The organism is Mesorhizobium sp. M0848 (assembly GCF_040319805.1).
Taxonomy (GTDB): domain Bacteria; phylum Pseudomonadota; class Alphaproteobacteria; order Rhizobiales; family Rhizobiaceae; genus Mesorhizobium.
Genome location: NZ_JAMYOM010000009.1, coordinates 184430 through 206253 on the forward strand (window position 1 = coordinate 184430; position 21824 = coordinate 206253).

Below are 21824 nucleotides of genomic sequence, written 5' to 3' on the forward strand. Positions count from 1 at the left end.
TCAGCGATCCGAACGCTGAACCGCTCCAGCGGACAGATTGAGGGAAACGGAATGGCGTCGGTGTCGGATTTCGAGCAGGGACAAACCTTCACCGTCGAAGCCGGGGGCCGGCAGATCCCGCTCGAACTGAGCGCGGTCAAGCCCATCGCCGCCAGCCCGCGCCCGGGTGGCGGTTTCTCGCTGCTGTTCAAAGGCCCGCGCGAAATCGCATTGCCGCAGGCGACCTATCTTTTCACGGGGGAAAGCGGCAGCCACGAGATCTTCATCGTGCCGGTCGCCGCCGATGCGACCGGGCGGCTTTACGAAGCGGTGTTCAATTAGAGGCTTGACGCAGGGAGGGTCTGATCGCTTCGAAATTAGCTGAAGCCTCTCCTCTTCGTTCGTCATCCTAGGGTCTGCGCCGCGTCGCTCCGCTCCTTGCTCCGCCCTAGGATGACGAAGCTGGTGAGAGCCGCCGCTTGCGATGCTCGCCGTCACATACCAGCCCCGCCGCCCCCGGCGCACAGTCCATCAGGTCATAAACGCCCTTGTCCTCGACGACCGCGAAGCCCAGCGCGGCATAAAGCCGTCTCGTCGGATTGTGCTTCTCGACATGGATCGATGCTGATTTGCCGGCTAACCATGCCTCGTCGATGAGGTCACAGAGCAGTGCGGTGCCGTAGCCCTTGCGGCGATGATGCGGCAGGAAGGCAATGTCGATGATGCGGTGCTGGCTTGGCCAGCGCTCGACATAGAGGCGGCCGATGTCTTCGCTATCGCGTTCCACCACCAGCCAGTCGGCCTCGGGATAGTGTTTTCGGTAATGCGCATGCTGGGCCTGGAACTGCATGCCGAGGAATTCGGCCTTCTGCGCCTCGCTCCACGACGTCACTGCGAGTTCTTCGAAGCGGGTCGAGGCATAGAGCCGCGACAGGAACGGCAAATCCGCTTCCGTCGCAGCGCGGAAGCCGAGCCCGGCCGTGTCAGACCGGGGCCAGACCGGACGGGCCTGCTTCGCTTGCGCCACGCTGGCGTAAATCAACCGTCAGACCGGCGGCGTCAGGTCGCGCACGACGACGATCTGCTTGAGATTGTTGTCGGTCAGCGACGTCCAGTTATACTCCCATTCGGAACTGTCGATGCCCATCTGGTTGATCGTCCACAGGCCGTTGGTGCCGTCCGGCATGAGCGCCAGGCTGAACAAAGCGAGCCGGCCGTCGGCATTGTAGTTGAGCGTCAGGCGCGTCGAGCGAAGGGATGCGCCGAAATCGCGCCATCCCGACCAGTTCTGGGTATAGGCATCCCATTGCGCGTTGAATTGGAGGAAGTGCTGCTGGTCGGCGGCGACCAGCACGATATCGCCGTCGCCCTGGATGCCGGCGGCAAGCGCAAGGTTGGGCGCCCTGGAGTAGCCGGGTGTCGCCCACTGCGTCCACGTATCCGATCCGGCGGGCATCTGGCGCGTGTGCAGCACCTGGCCGTTCTGGGTCAGGGCGAACAGATTGGTGGCGCCCAGCGGGCCGACGACCGGCGCCATCTCGATGAAGCCACCTGTCTGGGTCGTGTCGATCTGCACCCAACCCGTCCAGTCGGCGGCCTTCAGGGCCTGCGCCTTCGCCTGCTGGCAGCGATAGAGATGCAGGTTCGAATTGATGCCGAACAGGGCGATGCGGCCGTCGCCCTGGCGTATCGCCGAAACCGTCACCAGCCCGCCGGGGATCTGGATCCAGTCGCTCCACGGTTTGGCCGGCGGCGTCAGCACGTCGACGGTGACGACGATCGGTGTCGTCGTGCCCGGCGGCGTGATGGTTTTCTGCACCTGCACGATCTGGTCCGGATTCTGGTAGATCCACCAGATGCGGCCCTGATTGTCAGTGACGAAGACCTCGATGCGGCCGTCGGCATCGCGCGCCATCGAAAGCTTCTGATAGGAGGTGGCGCCGGGCGGCGTGCCGATGCCCATCGGCGCGGTCCATTTCTCGACCGGGCCGATCTGGTTGGCGTCTTCGGTGATGAAGGACAGATTGGTGGTTCCCGATGGCTGCGCGACCACGGCGACACGGCCGTCCTTGGTGAGGCCCGCCGTCATGATCACCCAGGCGCCGGGCGCGATGAACGACCAGGCCGAAGGCCATGGCCCGTTCGGCGAAAGCTGCGCCTTCTGGATCAACTGCCCCTTGGCGGAATCGATCCCCACCACCATCAGCCGCGACAGTTCGAAAAACGACGTGCCGGCCGGCTTGTGCTGGTAGACGGGCGCGGGACCGGAGCGCACCGGACGCCCGCCATCCCTGGCCTTGGAAGCCGCCCTTGGCGCTGGCGTCTTCGCGGCGGGGGCTTTCGACTCTGATGCTGCTTTCTTGGCCATCGTATTGGTCCCTGCCCTGTTGGCTCGGAATTCAGGTTCTTGGTGGGAAGACGCCTTGCAGTGCGATGCAGAAATAGAGCGTCAGATAGGGCTGCAGATTGTTGTGTGGCAGGTCGCCGCCGGCGGGGGGGAGCGATTGAGGACTCATCTGCGTCAGGTTGGCCGCCGGGGTATAGATTGTTGCGTTGGTGGATTTGGCCAGGCTTCGCGTCGATGACGGCGCATTGAGCTCGCCCAGATCAATGTCATGGTCGCGCATTGCGTGAGTGTGGTTAGGAATTTCCGATTCGAGCAGGGTTACCGTTTCCGTACCGCCAGGCTCGCCAAGATCGTGCAGGGACAAGCCCGGCCCCTGACCCCAGAACATCGGCGCACGGCCTTGCAGATCGGGCAAAGCGAAATTGGACTTGCCGTCGCCGCCATAAGTGGTGCCTAGCAGCGAAAACAGCGCCGTGTTCTGCGACAGCGGCAGCAACTGCCCGTCGCACCACGCCCAGCCCCTGGGCGCGAAATTGAACGGAAAGATCCGGATTTCGGCGACGAACGGGTCAGCCATGATGTCCTCTCAGGTGGGCGACGGAAAGATGCCGAAAAGTGAAATGATAAAGCTGATGCAAAGATACGGCTGGAAATTGTTGTGCGGCTGGCTGCCGCCAACGGCTGTTACAGCCTGCTGGGCCATGTTGGTATCGGTCGTGTCCTGGATGTAGGGCAAGGCGCCACCGCCAATCTGTGCAACGACCTTCCCGCTGGGACTGGTATCTTGACCAATATTCAGGGACGCGACCATTGGATGGCTGTGTGAAGGAATCTGGGAAATTGTCATATTGACTTCCTCCACGCCTCCCGTCTCCGCGAGGATAAAGCCGTTGCCCTGATGGAGCGGAACACGGCCTTGCAGGTCGGGCAGCGCAAAGGTGCTCTCGCCATCGCCGCCATAGGTTGTGCCAATCAGCTGGAAAAGTGTCTCGTTCTCCGAGATCGGCAGCAATTGTCCCTCGCAGAACATCCAGCCGGCCGGCGCGAAGTTGCCGGCAAACATGCGTATCTCGCCAACGTAAGGCTGTGCCATGGTCGCGCCTCCTTAATTTGGCGAAGGAAAAATGCCCTGCAGGGCGATGCAGAAGCTCAGCGTCAGGAACGGCTGCATGTTGAGATGCGCCTGACTGCCGCCAATACTGGCAATTGTGCTCGGGCTCAGCGTCGTCACGTTCGCGAAGTCGCTATACAGCCGCCCCGGAACCACCCCCAAAACGTTCCCAACACCATCTTGGCTACTACCGGTGTTTGTGCTGGCCTGCGCAAAATGAACGTGTGTCGGCATTTCGGAAATCGACAGCGTGTGGTTTTGCTCGCCACCGCGCTCGCCAAGTGTGTGACTGCTTCCGACGTGGATTGGGATACGTCCCCGATAATCGGGCAGTGCGAAATTGACCTGGCCGTCACCGCCGAAAGTGGTTCCGAGCAGTGAGAATAACGCCTGGTTCTGGTTGATTGGCAAAAGCTGCCCGTTACAGAGTGCCCAACCCTTGGGCGGGAAGACAAATGACATAATCCTGATTTCCGATAGAAATGGCTCGGCCATGTCTCGCGCCCTCATAAGATATCAGTAGAATACACGGAACGACACAAAAGTCTACTTGGCTCCCTAACAAAATAGGTACTTTATAAAATAATAGACAGTATTTAAATAACTAGAGGCGCAGGAAGACAGTACACATCCAAGGCTGTAGATCATCGCACCAAGATCACGGCACTGAACCGGCCGAGTGGTGGCCTTTCTACCTCATCAGCGTCGTCATCACGGGAACGGCGGCGTGGCGAGCCCGGTAAATCCGGTCGAGTCGGCCGTCGCAGTTGATGCAGAAACAACTGTATTGCGGCTGTTCAGATAGGCGATGGCGGCGGCCAGATCCGTGGGGGCCCCGGCATAGCCACTAAGGTTGATCGTCCCGTTGTTGCGTTGACGTACCCGGATGTCGCCGGCCGCCATGGTGCCGCCAAGCGAATGCGTGAAGGTGTTGGCCAGAGCGCCGGCGCCGCCTATGTTCAAATCGATGGATGAACCATCTCCCGTCGGCGACGCGATGCCCGACTGAACGAGAATGCCAGCGGCTGCATTTCCAACGCCATCCAGTTTGATGTCAATCGCGTTGCCGGTTATCTGGGCCAGGATGCTGCCCGCGCCGTCCTGTCCGGTCTGGACAAGGATGGCGCGTTGCGTACCGGCATAGTCGATGGTGTTGTTCTTGATTCCGACCCGCATGGCACCGCCGCCGGCATTGAATACCGCTATGCCGTCCGCTGTCAGCCCGTTTGCGACCGTGATGGTGTTGTTTTCAATTCGAGCGTCAAAAGTGAAGCCGTTGTCGAACGCCGAGCCGAGTAGGCTCACCACGACGAAGTCGCCCGTGGCCGTACTGCTCAGCGTGTTGCCGGTGGCGACGAGGCTCACATCGCTGTTGTCCCCGGCGCTGACGGACAGCTGATCGTTGTTGCTGCTCGACGTGCTGTTGATGACGTTCAGGTTCATCGTGGAGCTGTCGAACGCATCGGCGACGATTCCACCGCTGAAGTTGTTGCTCGAATTGGCACCCGAGAAGTTGATCGTGGCGTTCGACGTTCCACGGATGCCGAACAGATACCCGCTGCCAAGCACGGCGCCGGTCGAGCTGCCGCCTGAAATCGTCAGTGCGAGCGTGCCGGACTGGGTCTGCAGCTGGAAGTTGTCGTCGCCGCTGCCTGTGATCGTGGTGCTGGTGACCGCGCTGGTGCCGGACATGTTGTAGAAATGGATGCCGTCTTCGTCCGCGCCATTGCCCGCATTCGATATGCTGCTGTTGCTGAGCGTGAAGTTCGAAACAGTATTGCCGTTGATGCCTTGCTCGGCGCCGCCCGAAATGGCGATCCGGTCCAGCGTCGCCGTAGAGACGTTTTGAAGGTGGATGGCCGCGTTGGTCGCGAGGTTGTCACCGGTCGAAAGCCCTGAATTGTCGGCGTCGAGATCGGTGGTTCCGGCATTGGTGAAATTCATGTTCTTCAGCGTGATGTTGCTCGCGCTGATGAAACTGGCGCCGCGCCCGGTTGTGTTCTGAATGGTGCCGCCCGAGCCGGCGGTGGTGCCGACACCTGTCACGGTCAATCCACCCGAGCCCGTTGTGTTGAGCACGATGCCGTTGGTGCCGCCATTCGCCGAAATGCTCTGGAAATTCAGCCCGCTGGCGCCGATCGTCGTGTTGACCACGTTGAGCGCCGTGCCTGTGCCGGAGGTGATCGTGTTGCCGGTGCCCTGCACCGTCACCGTCCCTCCGCCCGTGGCGCTGAAGCCGCCGCCGCTCGTTGTGTTGATAATCAGCCCGCCATTGGTGAAGTTGATGGTCGCGCCGGGGTTGCTGGTCAGGATGACGGCGGCATTAACACCGGTCGAGAGCGTCTTGACCGCGCCGCCGAAGTTGATCGTGCCGCCGGCGTTGCTGAGCACGGCAATGCCCAGCCCGCCATCGCTGCGGATGATCGAGCTGGCGCTGTCGAAATTGATTAAACCGCCGGCCATGCCGCGGATATTTGCGACATTGCCGCCGGGGTTGGTGATGTCGACATTGTTCAGGTTGACGACCGCGCTGACGTCGTCATTGCCTGGCGTGCCCTGGTCGCCGTCGACGACAAAGGCATGGTTCGCAGCCCCCGCGTCGGTCTGGATGGCGACATTGTTGAAGGTGTAGGTGCCGGTCGCGTTGTTCAGCGAATCGCCGAGAATGGTGATGCCGGCCGTGCCCGTCAGGCTGGCATTGTTGACGGTGACGCTGCCCGCCGCCCCGTCGATCACAATGCCGGTGCCGCCGGTGTCGTTGAGCCCGTTCGCCACGGCAGTGGTGAAATTCACCGAACCGCCGGCGGTGTCGGCGACGACGATCATGCGCTGGCCGGTGGTGGCTTGCGTGATCGTGCCGGCATAGGTGACGGTGGCGGTGCCGCCATTGACATTGAACGCGGTGCCGCTTGGGCTGATGATCGAGGTGCCGGTGCCGAAATTGAACGTGCCGCCCGAGCCGTTGAGGATGTCGACGCTGGCATTGCCGCCATTCAGCGTCGTCGTGCCGACGAAACTGTAGATGCCGTCCGCATTGTCCAACTGCAGGCCGGTGCCGTTCGTCGCCGACAGCGCGCCGGTGGCGAAGTTGAGCGTGCCGCTGTGGCCGCCCGCGACGCTGACCAGGGTGGCATTGTTCGACTGACTGACATTGCCGGTATAGTTGAGGTTGGCGGTGCCGCCGCTGACGGCGATGGTTGCCGAGCTGCCGCCGACCAGCGAGCCGGCGCCGAGATTGATCGTCCCCGACCCGATGACGTTGGTGAGGACGACGGCGCTGTTGCCGCCGGCGCCGTTGCTGGTCGAGGAAAAATTCATGCCGGTGGCCGCGACGGTGACGCCGCTCAGGTTCATCGCCACACCGGTGCCCGTGGCGATGGAGTTGCCCACGCCGGTGACGCTGACCGTGCCGGTGCCCGTGGCATTGAAGCCGGCGCCTGCCGAGGTCACGATCGCCAGCCCGCCGCCGTTGAAATTGACCGTCACCGGGGCGCTGTTGCCGGCAATATCGACGCCAAGCCCGCCGCCGCTCATGCCGATGGCGTAGCTGGCGCCGCTGATGTTGTAGGTGCCGCCGGTGTTGGCGGTGATCGATATGCCGGTGCCCCCACCGGTAAAGCTGTTCGAGGCGCCGGACACCGTCACCGTGCCGCCTGCATTGTTGTTCAGCGATACGCCCAGCCCGCTGGCCGTCAGATTGCCGCTCAGGGCGACGAGGCCGGCGCCGGCAAGCCGGCTCTGGACATTCAGCGCCGGACTGAATGCGCCCGAATTGTTGACCGTGCCCGAATAGCTCACGGCAGCCGTGCCGCCGACGACATTGAAGGACGCGCCCGTCGCCCCGCTGAGCGCGCCGGTGCCGAGATTGAGCGCTCCGCTGACATTGGTCAGGCTGACATTGTTGACGCCGCCGGCCGACGAGGTCGAATCGAGCGCGATGGTGGCGGCAACACCGGAGAGATTGATCGCTGTGCCGCCGGTTGCGTTCACCGTCTGGGCGGCAGCCGTAGCGGTGATGCCCATCGTGCCGCCGGTGCCGAGAATGCCGGTGCCGGCGGTGGTGTCGATGGTGACGCCATTGGTGAAGCTGGTTGTGCCGCCGGCCTGCCAGAGACCAACGCCGCTGGTCGTGTCGATGTTGGCGAGACCGGTGACGTTGAGCGTGCCGGTCTGGACTCGGATGCCGCCGCCTGTGTTGGGGACGGTGACATTGTTCACCGTCACCGTGTTGAAGTTGAAGGTGCCAGTGTTGGTGTTGATGGCATCGATGCCGAAGCCCGTCGTGTTGGTGATGCTTGTCCCGCCGGTGACGGTGAAGGTCCCGGCGACGCCGTCGAAGATGATGCCGCTGGCGCCGCCTAGGGCGCTGACGGTGGCAAACGTCATGTTGACGGTCAGCGGATCGAGATCGAATGCCGCGCCGTTGTTGGTGGTGACCACGCCACCGCTGTTGTTCAGCGTGAAATTGGTGGTTTTGGTGTTGGCGATGACACCGGTGCCGCCATTGTTGGCAAGGCTGAGCGTGCCCAGATCAAGGGTACCGCTGGTGTTGGTGAAACTGAGGCCATTGCCCTGCACGCGAGCGCCTGGGTTACCGATGCCGAGCGTGCCGGCACTGACCGTGCCGCCGGCGCCGTCGGAATCGAAGCGGACATTGTTGAAGGCGATGCCGCCGCTGCCGGCGCCGCCGGTCACCTTGTTGCCGGCAAACGACCTGATCGCAATTGAGTTGTCGGTTGCATTGATGTTCTGACCGGCGAAGGACGCTGCGAGGCCGGAGCCGGTCGATTGCAGCGTGTTGCCGTCAATCGACAGCAGAAGCGTATTGGCCGGAGCTCCCGTGGTGGAGAAATCGAGCGCGTTGCCGCCGGCGGCGATGGTGTTGTTCCTGACGAAGAAACTGGAGGCGCCGGTGGCGTTGGCGGCAACGCCCGCACCGGAACCGAGATTGCTGACGATCAGGTTCTGGATGCCGCCCGTGAAGATGCCGCTGCCTGATGTCGCCAGGTTGATGACCTGCGTGGCGTTGTTGCTCTGCAGGACCGGCCGCAGCGTGTCGATGCCCCCCGGCGCCGAAATGATCGGCGAGTTCTGCACCGTGGTGAAGTGGAACGCGGCGGAGGCGCCGCTGCTGGTGTCGACACCGAGCTGCGAAACATCGACGGCCGCGTCGCCGCTCTTGAAGGCGAGCAGCACCTGCCCGTCATCGAGGTTGAACGTGGTGCCACTCAGGTCGATGGTTTCCTGGGCGCCGTTGACGTTCTTGTCGATCAGCACCACGACGTTGGCCGTGGAAGCCTGTGCGCCCGCGTAACTGCCCGGATTGGCGAGGCTGCCGTCGCCGGTGCCGCCTTCGGTGACGTAGTAGACGGTGATCGATGACAGGTTGGAAACGTCGCCGGTGAAATTGACGTCGTTGAAATTGTAGTCGCCATTGGTCGGCAAACTATCGGTGGTGTGGATGACGTGGCCGCCGGTGGTTGCGATCGACGACTCGGCCGGGCCGGCGCCGTCGCCGAACACCAGCCTGGCGTTGGTGGCGCTGGAGAACTGCACGCCATAGCCGACATTGGCGATAGTCGATTTCTGGCCGGCCGGATTGTTGTTGACGGTGTCGCCGAGCTGGATGGTGCCCGTGCCGGTGGTGCCGGCCATGTCGATTCCGATCGTGCCGGCGAAGCCGCCGCCGTCTACATCAAAATCGTCCGCGGTGATGTTGCTCGCGCCGAGCGCCGCGCCGTTGAGGTCGAGGCCGACCGCATTGGCGGCATTGAGCCCGATGGTCAGGCTGGCGAAATTCAGCGTCGAGCCGAGCGTGCCAGAGACCTGGACGCCGGTCGTGGTGACGCCCTGCAGGTCGACCGCGCCGAGATTGAGGGTGCCGCCGCTGACATTGTTGAGCGATATGCCGGTCGCCGCGCCATTGACCGAAATCGTATCGAACTTGATACCACCGGCGCCGACCGTCGCGCCTTTCGCCCCGGCGACGACCGCCGTCGCGTCGCCAAGCTTCAGCGCCGTGCCCGTGCCGGTGGTGATGGTGTTGCCGTCGCCGGTGACGCTGATCGTGCCGGGGCCAAAGGTGCTGGCGGTGAAGCCGGCGCCGCTGCTGGTGGTGATGACGAGGCCGCCATTGGTGAAGTTGAGCGTGCCCTTGGTCTGCGGGTCCATCACGTACGACGGTGCCTTGACGATGGCATCGTTGGCGCCGGTGTTGAATATCTTCGACGTACCAGAGAAGGTGACCGTGCCGTTGGCCGAGCCGCCGATGGCGACACCCTCGCCACCGCTGTGATCGATGGTGCTCGAAATATCGTATATGCCTTCGGCATGGCCAAAGAAGTCGAAGGCCGTCGATGACGTGGTGGAAACGACGGAACCGCTCATGTTCAGACGGGTCGCATCGCCGCTGGCGCTTATCACCGATCCCGCACCGACCGTGATCGAACCTTTGTAGGTCAGCGTGGTGAAGGCCAGGTCATTGCCGCCGCCGAGGCTGATAGCCGAGACGGTGGTGTTCGTGATGCTGGCGCTGCCGTTGACGCCGACGTTGACGGTCCCGCCCTGCGAGCTCTGTATGATGCCGAACTGGCCGCCATCGATGGTCAGGGTGGATCCGGCGACATTGGCGATGTTGACGGTGCCAACCTCGGGACCGCCGATATCGAACCCGGCATATTGGACGTCGAGATCGATCGTGCCGGTGAAGTTGACCTCCCCGGTGCCACTCAGGGCGTACAGCCAGGCGCCGGTGTATCCAGTATCCCTCAGGCCGCCGATGTTGACATCCCCGACGAGATTGGCGCCCAACAGCGTCACGCCGGCACCGCCAGGGTCGCCGGGAAGGGCAGGGATCGTGGAGTCCGCCGAGATGCTGTCGAAGGTAATGCCGGCGCTGCCGACATTGGCACCATACACCACAAGCCCGTCGCTGCCGGCATTGATCTTGTTGCCGGCGCCGGTGACGGTAATGATGGTGGAGGTTGCGTCAGCCGGGCCTAAATCGCCAATTGCGACGAAGCCCGCCCCGGTCATTGTCGTTATAGCAAGGCCACCATTGGTGAAGTCGATCGTGCTGTTGGTATTGAGTGCCGGGACGGCTGAAGCGTAATTGCCAATGATACCCAAGCTCACGCCGTCCGTCGCGCCCGAGCTGATCACCTTGCTGGTGCCCGAGAAGGTGATCGCGGCCGCGTCGTTGCCGGCAACGACGATGTTGCCGCCGGCTGCCGCATTGGTATCGGTGAGATTGCCCGACAGCGTCACCGAGCCGCCGGTCATGCTCTGGATCGACACCGCGGCGCCCGTGCCGTTGCTGGCGATCGTGCCGCCATAGGAAATCGTCGCGTTGCCGCCGCTGGCTGCGGTCCCCGAGCCGACATTGAACGACGTGCCCGAACCGGTGTTGGTCAGCGTACCGGTGCCGAAGCTTGCCGTGCCGCTGAGGTTCTGCAGGTCGACGCCGCTGCCGGAAGCGAATGTGGCACTTGTCGAGGCGAAGTTGATACCGGCCGTGATGCCGTCGAGCGCCGCCGCCTGCGCGTTGGTGGCGTTGATCGTGCCGGTCACGACATTGACCGTGCCGCCGCCGGTGGCGCTGAACGCTGTCACGCCGTTCGTGGAGACATCCAGATCCGCGAAGGTGATGACAGAGCCCGTATTGCCGGTCAGCGAAACGCCGCTGCCGTTGACCGTCGCCTTGTCGGCGAAATCGACCGTGCCGCCGGTGCGGTTGGCGATCGAGATGCCGCCGCCGGTCAGCGTGCCCGCCGGTCCGCTGTTGGGCAAGGTGCCGCGCGTGACCGTGATGTTGCCGGTGCCGCCATCGACGTCGAGCAGCGTGCCGGCAACGTTGATGTTGTTGTCTGTGATCGACAAATTGCTGTCGAGGCCGGCAACCTTGAACGCCGTCTGGCCGGTGGCGACATTGCTGACCGTGACGCCCTGGATGACGATACCGCCGACATTGCTGAAGCCGGCAGCATTCTGGTCGATGGTGAAGACCGAACCGCTGCCGCCAGTGAAGTCGAATGCGGTGTCGCGCACCTGATTGCTGCCGAGCAGCTGCAACGTATCGCCGCCCGTGCTCTTGACCACGCCCTCATTGCCGGTGACGTTGCCGCCGGTGGCGCCGAGATTGCCCTGGACATTGATCGGCTGGATGGTGCCGGAGGTGATGATCGAACTGCCGTTGCCGAAGCCGGCGATCGACTGGCCCGAATCGAGCGTGAACGGCATGGCGCTCAGATCGACCGTGCCGACAAAGGCGAAGGTCAATGTGCCGGTCATGGCATCGGCCTGGGCGGCCGTGACCGTGGTCACCGCGGCGCTGAGCCCGTTGGTGCCGGCAGCGATCACGCCACCGTCCTGGGAAATCATGACGACCCCGCCGACCGCGCTGGCCAGATTGGCGCTGCCGGTGAAGGCGACATCGTCGAAATCATAATTGCCGAGCGTCGGATCGAGCCCGATCGTGTTGACCGTGTAGCCGCCACTGGCCGCGCTGATGAAGGATTCCAGCCCGTCGCCCGCATTGCCGTCGCCAAAGGTGAAATTGGCGTTGGCGGAGGTCGCCGTTGTGCCGCCGGACGACAGTTCGACGCCGACGCCAACCTTCGAGATGCTGGAGCCCTGCAGGAAGGTGATGGTCTTGTTGCCGATGGTCCACGACAGGTCGATGCCGCGCGAGGTCAGGTCGTCGGTGCCGGTGATCGTCGTCACGCCGAAATCGGCTGTCGTTGACGAACCGCTGAAGTCGATGCCGGTCTGGTTGGCGCCGGCGCCCAGCGTCACATTGGTTGTTCCAAATGTGACATCGGCATTGGTCAGGGCGAAGTTGATGCCGGCTGGACCGACGGTCGAACCCATCGTCACGCTGGTGGTGCCGAAGGTGACGGCGCCGGCATTGTTGGTGATGTCGATGCCATTGCCCGTGGCGCCCGACACGGTCACCGCCCCGAAGGTCGCCGATGCGGTGCTGGCGACATTGGCGACGGCCAGGCCGGTGGCCGTCGCGCCGGTGATCGACAGCGGAGCTGTGACGTTCAGCGTCGCGGTGCCGGCAAGGCCGGTGACGACGGCACCACCGCCGCCCGTCGCAGACAGCGTCGAGCCGATGAAGCTGATCGCGCCGCCGACCGGGGGCAGCGACGAGCCGATCGCGAAAAGATTGCCGGTGCCGGTCGAGGTGATGCTGCCGCTGAAGGTCACCGAGCCGCCGGTGGTGCCGTCGACCTTGACCGCCGTGCCTGGCACGGTTGCCGAGCTGGAGATGTTGGCCGCTACACCGATTGTCGCGCTGCCACCGGAAACGACGACACCGTCGCCAACGCCCGAATTGGTGATGGTGCCACCGAGGATCGTGATCGAGCCCGTGTTGTTGGTCAGGCTGACATCGGTGCCCGCGACATTGGTCGTCACCAGATTGGTGATGGTGAAGGTCGATGACGAAGCGTTGATTGCAACGCCGTTGATGCCGGCACCGGTGCCACCGATAGTGACATTGCCACCCAGGAACTGGCCGCCCGAGACGGCATTGAAATTGAGCGCTGTGGCTGCCACGACGCCTGTCGTGATGCTGTCGAACGCCATGCCGCCGGTGCCGATGGTGACGCCGTCGAGATAGATCGCGTGGCCGGTGCCGGTGGTGATCTGCTCCGTGCCTGCGGCCGCGACTGTGATCGTGCCGCCCCCGGTGGCGCTGAAGCCGGTGCCGATCGTCGTGGTCAGATCCAGCCCGCCGGTGAATTTGATTGTGCCGCCGGTGTTGCCACTCAGGTTGATCGCGAAGGCGGTGGCGGTGCTGGCGGTGATCGCTCCGCCGAACGTGGCGCTGCCGCCGCTCATGCCAGAGATCGTCACCGCGCTGGTAGCAGCGGTCTGGTTGATGGTGCCGTTGTAGGTGACGTTGGGCGTCGAGTTGCTGATGGAGAAGGCGTTGCTGCTCGTGTTGGCGATGGAACTCCCGACCCCGAAGGTCAAGGTTCCGCTGGAACCGCCGACGATGCCTATGCCTACGCCGCCGCCGGTGATGTCGAGATCGTCGAAGGTGGCGATGCCGTCGAAATTGTTGGTGGACAGCGCGGCACTGGTGGCGTTGGTGATCTTGGTGTTGCCGGTGAAATTGACGGTCGCGCTCGAACCAACAAGCGCGATGCCGGTTTGAGATGCGGTCTGGACGGTCAGGTCGTCGACCGAGACCGTACCGGTCACTCCATCGAGGAAGAGGCCGGTAGCGACATTGCTGACCGTCACGCCTTGGACGGTCAGGCCATTGATGCCCAGGCCGTGTATGCCGGCGGCGGCGCCACCGGAAATATTGAAATCGAGCAACGTGTTGCCGTTGCCCAGCGTCACGACATCGCCGCCGCCGGAACTGGTCAGCGTTGCCGCGCCCGCGGAATCCGAGATGGATTCGTCATGATGGACGTTGGTGCCGGTGACATTCAACGGCACCCCGCCGAGCGAGAACTCGCGGCCGTTGCCGAACGAGGCCAGTTCCTGTCCGTCGCTCAGCGAGAAGCCGGTGGCGTCGTCGATTGTCCCGCGGTTGACCAGCACAATGATGGCGTCGCTGGCGGTAATGCTGTCGGCATAATCGATCGAGGCGAGGTCGGTGATCGACGTGCCGCCGCCCGAAGCCCCGGCCGCGACGAAGATATAGTTGCGCAGATCGTAAAGTTGCAGGCCGGTAAACTGTGTCGTGCCGAAGGCGTAGTGGCCGCTGCCCTCATTGAGCCCGCGCGCATCGAGCGAGGCGGTGATGCCGGAGATGGAGCTGGAATCGCCGCCGAAGGTAAATTCGGCGTTGGCCGTGGCCCCCGGCGTGCCGGCTATGCCCAGCCGCACGCCGGTATCGACATTGGTGATGACGCCGCCATCGGTGATGGTGATGACCGCCCCGCCAACACTCGGTGAGGTCAGGTCGATGCCGATCGAGCCGGCAGCACCGGTGCCGGTGATGTTGAGCGACTGCGCGGTGAAATTGGTCCTGGATCCGGAGAAGTCGAGGCCGGTGCCGACACCCAGTCCGGAGATGACGATGTTGCCGGCGACCACCGCCGCATTGACGCCGGCAAACGAGATGCCGTCGGCGCCGGGGTTGGTGATGCTGATGTCGCCGAAGCGGATCGTCGCCGGCGAATCCGAAATGGCGATCGCCGGTCCGGTCGTGTCGGAGATCGTCGTCGCACCGTTGACGGTGAAGCTGCCCGCGACATTCTCGAGCACGACACCCGACGTGCCGCCGCTCTGGCTGATCGAGTCCAGCACCACATGAGCGGTGATCGGATCGATGAAGACGGCGGTGCCGCCATTGCCCGATATTGTGCCGCCGGTGGTGGTGAACGTCCCGCCGGTCGAGGTGCCCTGCACGGTGATGCCGCGGTCGGTATTGTCCTGCGCATTGACGGTGGCGAAGGTGTAGGTGCCCTTGCCGGTGATATCGAGACCGTCGTCGAGATTGCCCTGCAGCAGCGTCGTGCCGGTGAAATTGTAGGTGCCGTCGCCGTCGATGTGCAGACCGTCGAGGCCGTTGCCGGTGGCGGTGAAGTTGGAGCCGGTGATGCCAGTCGAGCTGCCCGTGAAGTCGGCGCCGTTGCCGCCCGCACCGGTGACCGTCACATTGGTCAGCGTCGCGCCGGTGATGTTGTTGCCCAAAATGCCGTTGGCGCCGCCCGTGATGGTGATGCCGTTGAGCGTGTTGCCGTTGCCCAGCGTGATGACGGGGTTGACGACGTTGGTGCCCTGGATCGTGCCGTCGCTGCCGCCCAGGTTGAAGGTGCTGGTGCCGCCACCGAACAGCCTGGCGGTGACGCTTTCGCCGCCGCCGATGACGGTCTGGCCATTGGCGAGCGTCACGCCGCCGGTCGTCAGATTGCCGTTGCCGCCAAGCGCGACGACAAAGCCGTTCGCACCCGACTTGGTCACGGCGTCGTCCAGCGTCGTCGGGTCGGCCAGCGTGCCGGCGCCGGCGAGGCCGCCGTCGGCGAAATAGAACTTGCCGAAGGCGGCACTGGTGGCGGCGTTGATGGCGATGCGCGTGGTCGTGCCGCCGGTCAGCGTCTGCGACTGGACGCGGACGCCGATGTCGCCACGCACCCGTTCGTTGACGCGCTTGCGAAGGCCTTCGCTGACCGGATAGACCGGCTCCGCCCCGCTATCGGTCCCGTCTGCATTGTCCGAGCCGCTGCCAGGATTGAACGGGATGTTCAGCCGCACACTGCCGGCGAACTGGGTGTCGTCGCGATTGTCGTTGCGGACCTCGCCGGCGAAGACCAGTTCCGTGTTGCTGCCGAAGACATCGCCGATCGTATACTCGAACCCGGCCTTGGCGCCGGTGACGCTGCCGTCGTCGCCATGCGGATCCTCGAAATGATAGCCGCCGATGTCGAGCCGCAGCGAATGCTTGTCGGGCAGGGCGACCGGCACCTGCGCACCGATCTCGCCCTCGATGCCCCACGCCGCGTAGTCGCGGTGGTCGATGACCGAGATCTGCTCGATCAGCTGGTTGCTGACCATCGACAGGGTCGAGCTGGCCGAGTGATCCGTTGAATCGCCCTTGATCGGCAGATAGACGTTCACATGCGCATCGAAATGAGGCGTGATCGCCTCGGCGCCCAGCGTGGCGGCGGTGAACTGGGTGGAGTTGTAGTTCTCGATGTTGAGGTAGGCGTGGCCGCCGATCATCAGGTCCGGGTTGACGATGCGGCGAATGCCGAGGCCGACATCCTGGCCGAAACCATCCTTGAAATCGTGCTTGGCCCGGACATCCAGGAACAGCACGGATTCGGCCGTCTGCTTGAGCGGGATGAAACCTTCGAGCGCGGCGTTGCCGCCATTGTTGTCGGCGCCGATGATAGCGCGGATCTGCGGCTGCCACAGGCCGTTCGGATCGGCATGGGCCGCCGGACCGGAAAGGCCGAGCGCCAGCGTCGTCAGCGCCGTCGTCTTCCAGAGATGCCTGGCGATTCGCGAACGGCGATAGCCGGCGCGAGCGTGGAAATCCTCCCCACGCGCCGCTATCTCACCAACTTGCCGAGAAGTCTCGGTAGTTCCCATCCCTGGCGAGTCCTTCGGGGACTACACGCGCCCCGTGTAAATCCTTAATCGAATTCTATTGTATAGCGAGTCTCGGGCGCTCCGATTTCTGAAAGCTCCCTGTAAAATTGTTCGCTGTATCCGAAAGGTCACAGTAATTTCGCCGGCTTTCTTGCCTCCGGTCGAGCTTTCGAAACAGTCGCGGGTGTTGTATCAAGCCGTGCTCGGGAGAATACCGGGCGCGGTGAGGAAACATGCAAGACGTCCGGCAAAATAACATGACAGCTACTTTAGCGAAGTCTAATTTACTTGGCGTGGCCGCGGGGCTGACCGCCCTGTGGCTTGGTCTGGCCGCCGGCCCAGCCCTTGCCGAAGATGCCAAGCCGGCCCAGCCAAAGCCGGCTGAAAGCAATGCAAAACCGGCCGATGCCAATCCATGGGCAGTGAACTGCTCCAGCGGTTCGGCGACCAGCGAGCTTCAGTGCCAGGTTTCGCAGAACCTGACCGAGGCCAAGACCGGGCAGCGCGTGCTGACCGTGACCGTGCGCCGCGACAACGGCAATGGCAGCCTCGCCATGCTGCTTGCCCTGCCACACGGCCTGTTCCTGCCGTCCGGCGCCTCCTTCCAGATCGACCAGGGCCAGAAGACGACGATTGCCATCCAGACCAGCGACCAGAACGGCGCTTATGCCGCCACGCCGCTGTCGGCGGATCTCATCAAGGCAATGAAGTCCGGCACCAATCTGAACATCGGCATGGAATCGGTCACCCGCAAGCCGGTCACCATCCCGATATCGCTGGCTGGCTTCACGGCCGCCGTCGCCAAGCTGGAATCGATCAAGTAGCTGCTGTCAGCGGCTTGATTGTCGATGCGCGGAGTGCTTCGTTGCCGCTTCGAACAGTGGGGAAATCATGACAGGCTTTGTCGATCGCAGGCGCGCGGCGCAACTGATGAAGCGCGCGGGCATCGCGGCGCTGGTGCTGTGCGCACCCGAGGCCTTCCACTATGCGACCGGCGCCTCGATCGGCCCGGCGGGACTGTTCCGGCGCGCCGGCGCCGGCTTCGTCGTCATCCCGGCCCGCCAAGGCCTGCCGATCGGCGTGGTGGTGGCGGATTTCAATGCGGGACAGTTGCAACTGGCTCTGCCCGACGCCGTCATCCGCAGCCACCCGATCTGGATCGAATTCGCCACGTTTGACGCCTCGAGGCCAGCGCAAGGGCTGGCGCGGCGCATAGTGGCCGGCTTTGGCTCGTCCGGCTGGACGCCTGCCATTACCCGGCCCGCTACATTCGAGTTGGCCAATTCCGTCCATGAGCTGAAGCAGATCCTGACCGGGTTCGGTCTCGAGCGCGCAACGATCGGCGTCGATCTCGATTTTGTTCCCGCCGCTGATTTCGCTGCCATGCAGGCGCTGCTGCCGGGCTGCACGATGGTCGACGGCTCGGCGGTGCTCGACAGGCTGCGGGCCGTCAAGTCGCCGCGCGAGATCGATCTGCTGCAGCAAGGCATCATCCTGTCGGAGGCCGGGCTGGAGCGGCTGCAGGTCGATGCCATGGCCGGCATGCGTCAGGCCGATCTCATTGCCCTCTATCGGCAAGGCGTCGCCACGGCCGCGGCCGGCCTGTCCCATCCGGTCGCCACAGCCGAATATGTGACGCTCGGCGCCCGGCTCAAAAGCACCGATGCGAAAGCCATGCCGGGCGATCCGCTGAAGTGCGACATGGTCTGCACGGTCGGCGGCTACGCCTCCGACATGTCGCGCAACTTCACCTTCGGGCCGCCATCCGCCGAGCAGGCCGAACTGCACGCGATCGCCGAGCGGACCTTTGACGACGGGCTGGCATCCCTTGTTCCGGGAACCACGCTCGCCCAAGTGCATCGCGTCGCCACCGACAGCCTGGCGCGGCAAGGGCTGCGTACCTACCGCCGCGGCCATTTCGGCCATGGCGTCGGCCAGTCCGTCTTCTCAGAGCAATGGCCGTTCATTGCGGCCGACAGCGATGTCGTGATCGAAGCCGGCATGGTGCTGGCCTTCGAAATCCCGCTCTACATAGACCGCCTCGCCAGCTTCAATCTCGAGGACCAGTTCCTGATCACACCGGACGGGCCTGTTGCCATGAATCGTCTGCCGAGACGGTTGGAGAGGATTGGATAGCCGGCTTTGAGTCTGCACGCTGGAGATTGGCCGAAGCCTCCCCACCTTCGTCATCCACGGGCGGAGCAGGAGCGAAGCTCCGTCGCGGAGCCCCGAGGATCCATGCCGTGACCTTGGCCGAGGAATGCAGCGGAGCAGAACTCTTCATCGTAGCGACGCTTTGAAGTCGCGGCATGGATCCTCGGGTCTGCGCTGCGTCGCTGCGCTCCTTGCTCCGCCCGTGGATGACGAAGCGATGGGCGGATTTGGCCAATCTCGAAGCCGCACGCGGTGCCCAGCACCTACCCACTCACCGCCGGCCGCCGCCCCTTCCACGGCATCTCTCGCTCCAACTGTGCCGACGCGGCCAGCACCGTTGCCTCGTCGCCGTAGCGGCCGACGAGCTGCACGCCGATCGGGACGCCGCCTTTCGACCAGCCGAGCGGCAGCGAGATCGCCGGTTGGCCGGAGATGTTGAAGGGGAAGGCAAACACCGAGTCCGCCCATTTGGCGTTGTAGCGATCGATGTCTGTTTCCGACATGTCGTAATAGCCGAACGGGCGCGGCAGCTGCGTCAGGGTCGGGGTGATGAAGAGATCGTAGGCGCCGAGGTCGCCGACGATGTCGCGGCCGACCTGCCTGAGTTGCTCGACATCGGAGATGTGCCTGATGCCGCTGGTCGAGCGGCCGCGCTCGATGATTGCCCAAGTCACCGCCTCGACATCGCCTGGCGTCACCGGCCGCCCCACCACCGTCTCAAGGTAGTCGAACGTCGCCGCCGTCTGCACGCAGGTCATGTTGGTGTAGGTCTTCCACACAGCATTGGCGTCGAGCGGCATGTCATGCTCTTCGACGTGGTGGCCGAGGCGCTCGAGTGCCGCCACGGTCGCCAGCACCGCCGCCTTCACCTCCGCATCGATCGCCGTGCCGTTGGGCGGCGTGACGGAAAAGCCGATGCGCAGCTTCTTTGGCGCTCGCGCCGAGAGGCTGAGCCAGCTGCCATCTGGAACCGGCGGCGTGTAGGGATCGCCGGGCAGCGCGCCGGCAACCGCATCGAGATAGGCCGCGGTGTCGCGCACGGTGCGCGAGCAGCAGAGAAAATAGGCGCCGCCGTACCAATAGTCGCCGAACGGCGCGAGGCTGACACGTCCGCGCGACGGTTTTAAGCCCACAATGCCGCAGCAGGAGGCCGGGATGCGGATCGAGCCGGCGCCATCGCTGGCCTCGGCGATCGGCACCATGCGCGACGCGATGGCCGCGGCAGCGCCGCCGCTCGAGCCGCCGGGCGTGATGCCTTCCTTCCACGGGTTCTTGGTCACACCGTAGAGTTTCGGCTCGGTGGTGATCGACCAGCCATTTTCCGGCGCGTTCGACTTGCCGACCAGCACCAGCCCGGCCGCCTTCATGCGGCGAACGACCTCGGTGTCGAAATCGGCAACGACATCCCTGAGGTAGAAAGAAGAATTGGTGTTCGGCGCCCCGGTCCAGGACGAGGCCAGCTCCTTGAGCAGGAACGGCACACCGGCGAAGGGCGCTGATGTGTCGACCGTTTCGGCCTGCGCCCGCGCCATGTCGTAGAGGCGATGGATGACCGCATTGAGCGCCGGGTTGAGCCGCTCGACCAGCGTGATCGCTGCCTCCACCAGTTCCGCCGGTGAAACCTGGCCGCTGTGCACCAGTCCAGCCAAGTCGAGCGCGTCGGACTCGGCATAGGTTTTCAGCAGACTTTCGGTGACCATGTCTCTCTCCCAATTTTTCAACGTCGTTCGTTGATCTTGCCAACGTTTGGCGCCGCCTCCCGGCACCCTCTGTCGAGAGGGACCAAGGCACTCAAGAAACCTAGCTTTTCGCCCTACGAATACCCCCACCCCTAACCCCTCCCCGCAAGGTGGAGGGGGATTCTGTAGGCGCTGAACTCGGCAAATCACAGGCGTTTAACACCGAGGATGAAGAGCGCGGCAGCTTCCCTCCCCCTTGTGGGGAGGGTTAGGGTGGGGGTCCTTCTTCGCCAGAATCCATATGCGACAGCCTCGAATGGGGACGGGGAGACGGGAATTGCGTCAGGCCAGGTCGATGGTCCGCCCGAGCGCGATGCTCTGTTCGGCGGCGAGCACGATGCGCAGGCTGTTGACCGCTGCATCCATCTGCTCGGTCAGGTCGAGATCCTCGCGGATGGCGCGCAGGAAGAAGGCCTGCTCGCGGTCGCAGAGTTCCTGGTGGCCGGGCTCGTCCTCCATGCTGACGATCTCGTCGGGCTTGGAGAAATTCTTGTCGCCATCGACAGCGGCATAGTGGATCTTCAGCGCGTCGGTCTTGGTGTGGCGGTCGATGTCGGCGGAGTTCGACACCTCGGCGGTGTCGGCGGCGCTGCTCGCCTGCTGTCCGGCGACGATCGACACCGCGCCCTTGGGGCCGACCACGTCCTTCACGAAATAGGCCGTCTCGCTCATCATCGGACCCCAGCCGGCTTCGTACCAGCCGACCGAACCGTCATCGAAGGTGACGTGCAGATGGCCGTAATTCTGCTTGTCGGCCTCCGCCCAGAGCTTGGCGCCGATGCCGTGCACGCGCACCGGCTTGGCGCCGGTCAGCTGGCACATGACGTCGACATAGTGGACGCCGCAATCGACGATCGGGATCAGCGAATCGATCAGGTTCTTGTGCCAGTGCCAGGCGCTGCCGCTGCTCTGCTGGTTGAGGTTGAGCCGCATCACCAGCGGCTTGCCGAGCGTCTTGCCGACCTCAATGAACTTGATCCATGACGGGTGGACGCGCAGGATATAGCCGAGCACCAGCTTGCGGTTCTTGGCGCGTGCCGCCGCGACCACTTTCTCGGCATCCTCATTGTTGGTGGCGAGCGGCTTTTCCATGAACACATGGCAGTTGGCGGCGATTGCCTTCAGCGCATATTCGGCATGGGTGTTCGGCCAGCTGTTGATCGACACCGCGTCCGGTTTTGTTTCCTTCAGCGCCTGGTCGAAATCCTCGTAGAGTGGGTAGCCGGCTAATTCTCCCGGAATCTTCGTGTTGCTCTTGATCGAGCGGCTCATAATGCCGACGATCTCAAAACCGTCGAGCCGGTGATACGCGCTGGCATGCGACGCACCCATATTGCCGAGACCCACCACCAGCACCTTTACCTTGTCGGACACCGCTGCCTCCCAATTGATTGAATTGTGGACGGCGATCAGCGCCGCCGCTCACTGCCCTTCC

11 protein-coding genes are annotated in these 21824 nt (G+C 63.8%); 3 read left to right on the forward strand and 8 right to left on the reverse strand.

The annotated features are described in order from the left end of the window. Window positions 1-51: 51 nt before the first annotated feature. Entirely contained in the window at window positions 52-321 is a 270-nt protein-coding gene (locus NKH95_RS13055; protein WP_352555984.1) for a DUF6916 family protein, read from the forward strand. A 106-nt stretch (window positions 322-427) separates the two neighbouring features. On the opposite strand, the gene NKH95_RS13060 is transcribed toward NKH95_RS13055, so the two are convergent. The 6 genes from NKH95_RS13060 to NKH95_RS13085 all read right to left on the reverse strand — a co-directional run bounded on the left by NKH95_RS13060 (window position 428) and on the right by NKH95_RS13085 (window position 16496). Further along, the gene (locus NKH95_RS13060) at window positions 428-1021 is read right to left on the reverse strand and encodes a GNAT family N-acetyltransferase (RefSeq protein WP_352891702.1); all 594 of its coding nucleotides are present in this window, start codon (window positions 1019-1021) and stop codon (window positions 428-430) included. Between the two features lie 3 nt (window positions 1022-1024). After that, a complete protein-coding gene (locus tag NKH95_RS13065; RefSeq protein ID WP_023810881.1) occupies window positions 1025-2347 on the reverse strand; it encodes a DUF8189 domain-containing protein in 1323 nt (440 codons plus the stop codon). A 31-nt stretch (window positions 2348-2378) separates the two neighbouring features. Next, window positions 2379-2903, reverse strand: coding sequence for a phage tail protein (locus NKH95_RS13070; RefSeq protein ID WP_023810880.1), 525 nt, complete (start codon window positions 2901-2903; stop codon window positions 2379-2381). 9 nt (window positions 2904-2912) lie between these two features. Continuing rightward, entirely contained in the window at window positions 2913-3419 is a 507-nt protein-coding gene (locus NKH95_RS13075) for a phage tail protein (protein ID WP_023810879.1), read from the reverse strand. Window positions 3420-3431: 12 nt separating this feature from the next. After that, a complete protein-coding gene (locus NKH95_RS13080) occupies window positions 3432-3932 on the reverse strand; it encodes a phage tail protein (RefSeq protein WP_023810878.1) in 501 nt (166 codons plus the stop codon). A gap of 216 nt (window positions 3933-4148) precedes the next feature. Continuing rightward, window positions 4149-16496 carry an inverse autotransporter beta domain-containing protein gene (locus NKH95_RS13085; RefSeq protein WP_352891703.1) on the reverse strand — a complete coding sequence of 4116 codons (12348 nt, stop codon included), beginning with the start codon at window positions 16494-16496 and terminating at the stop codon, window positions 4149-4151. Between the two features lie 257 nt (window positions 16497-16753). Here NKH95_RS13085 and NKH95_RS13090 point away from each other — a divergent pair, with 257 nt between their 5' ends. Both NKH95_RS13090 and NKH95_RS13095 read left to right on the forward strand, forming a co-directional pair. Then, window positions 16754-17320, forward strand: coding sequence for an invasion associated locus B family protein (locus tag NKH95_RS13090; RefSeq protein ID WP_352772469.1), 567 nt, complete (start codon window positions 16754-16756; stop codon window positions 17318-17320). 67 nt (window positions 17321-17387) lie between these two features. Then, window positions 17388-18632, forward strand: coding sequence for a M24 family metallopeptidase (locus tag NKH95_RS13095; RefSeq protein WP_023810875.1), 1245 nt, complete (start codon window positions 17388-17390; stop codon window positions 18630-18632). A gap of 281 nt (window positions 18633-18913) precedes the next feature. Here NKH95_RS13095 and NKH95_RS13100 read toward each other — a convergent pair whose 3' ends face one another. After that, complete coding sequence (locus NKH95_RS13100; RefSeq protein ID WP_023814187.1) at window positions 18914-20350, reverse strand: amidase; 1437 nt, start codon at window positions 20348-20350, stop codon at window positions 18914-18916. A gap of 321 nt (window positions 20351-20671) precedes the next feature. Beyond that, a complete protein-coding gene (locus tag NKH95_RS13105; protein ID WP_352891704.1) occupies window positions 20672-21763 on the reverse strand; it encodes a Gfo/Idh/MocA family protein in 1092 nt (363 codons plus the stop codon). Between the last annotated feature and the right edge of the window lie 61 nt (window positions 21764-21824).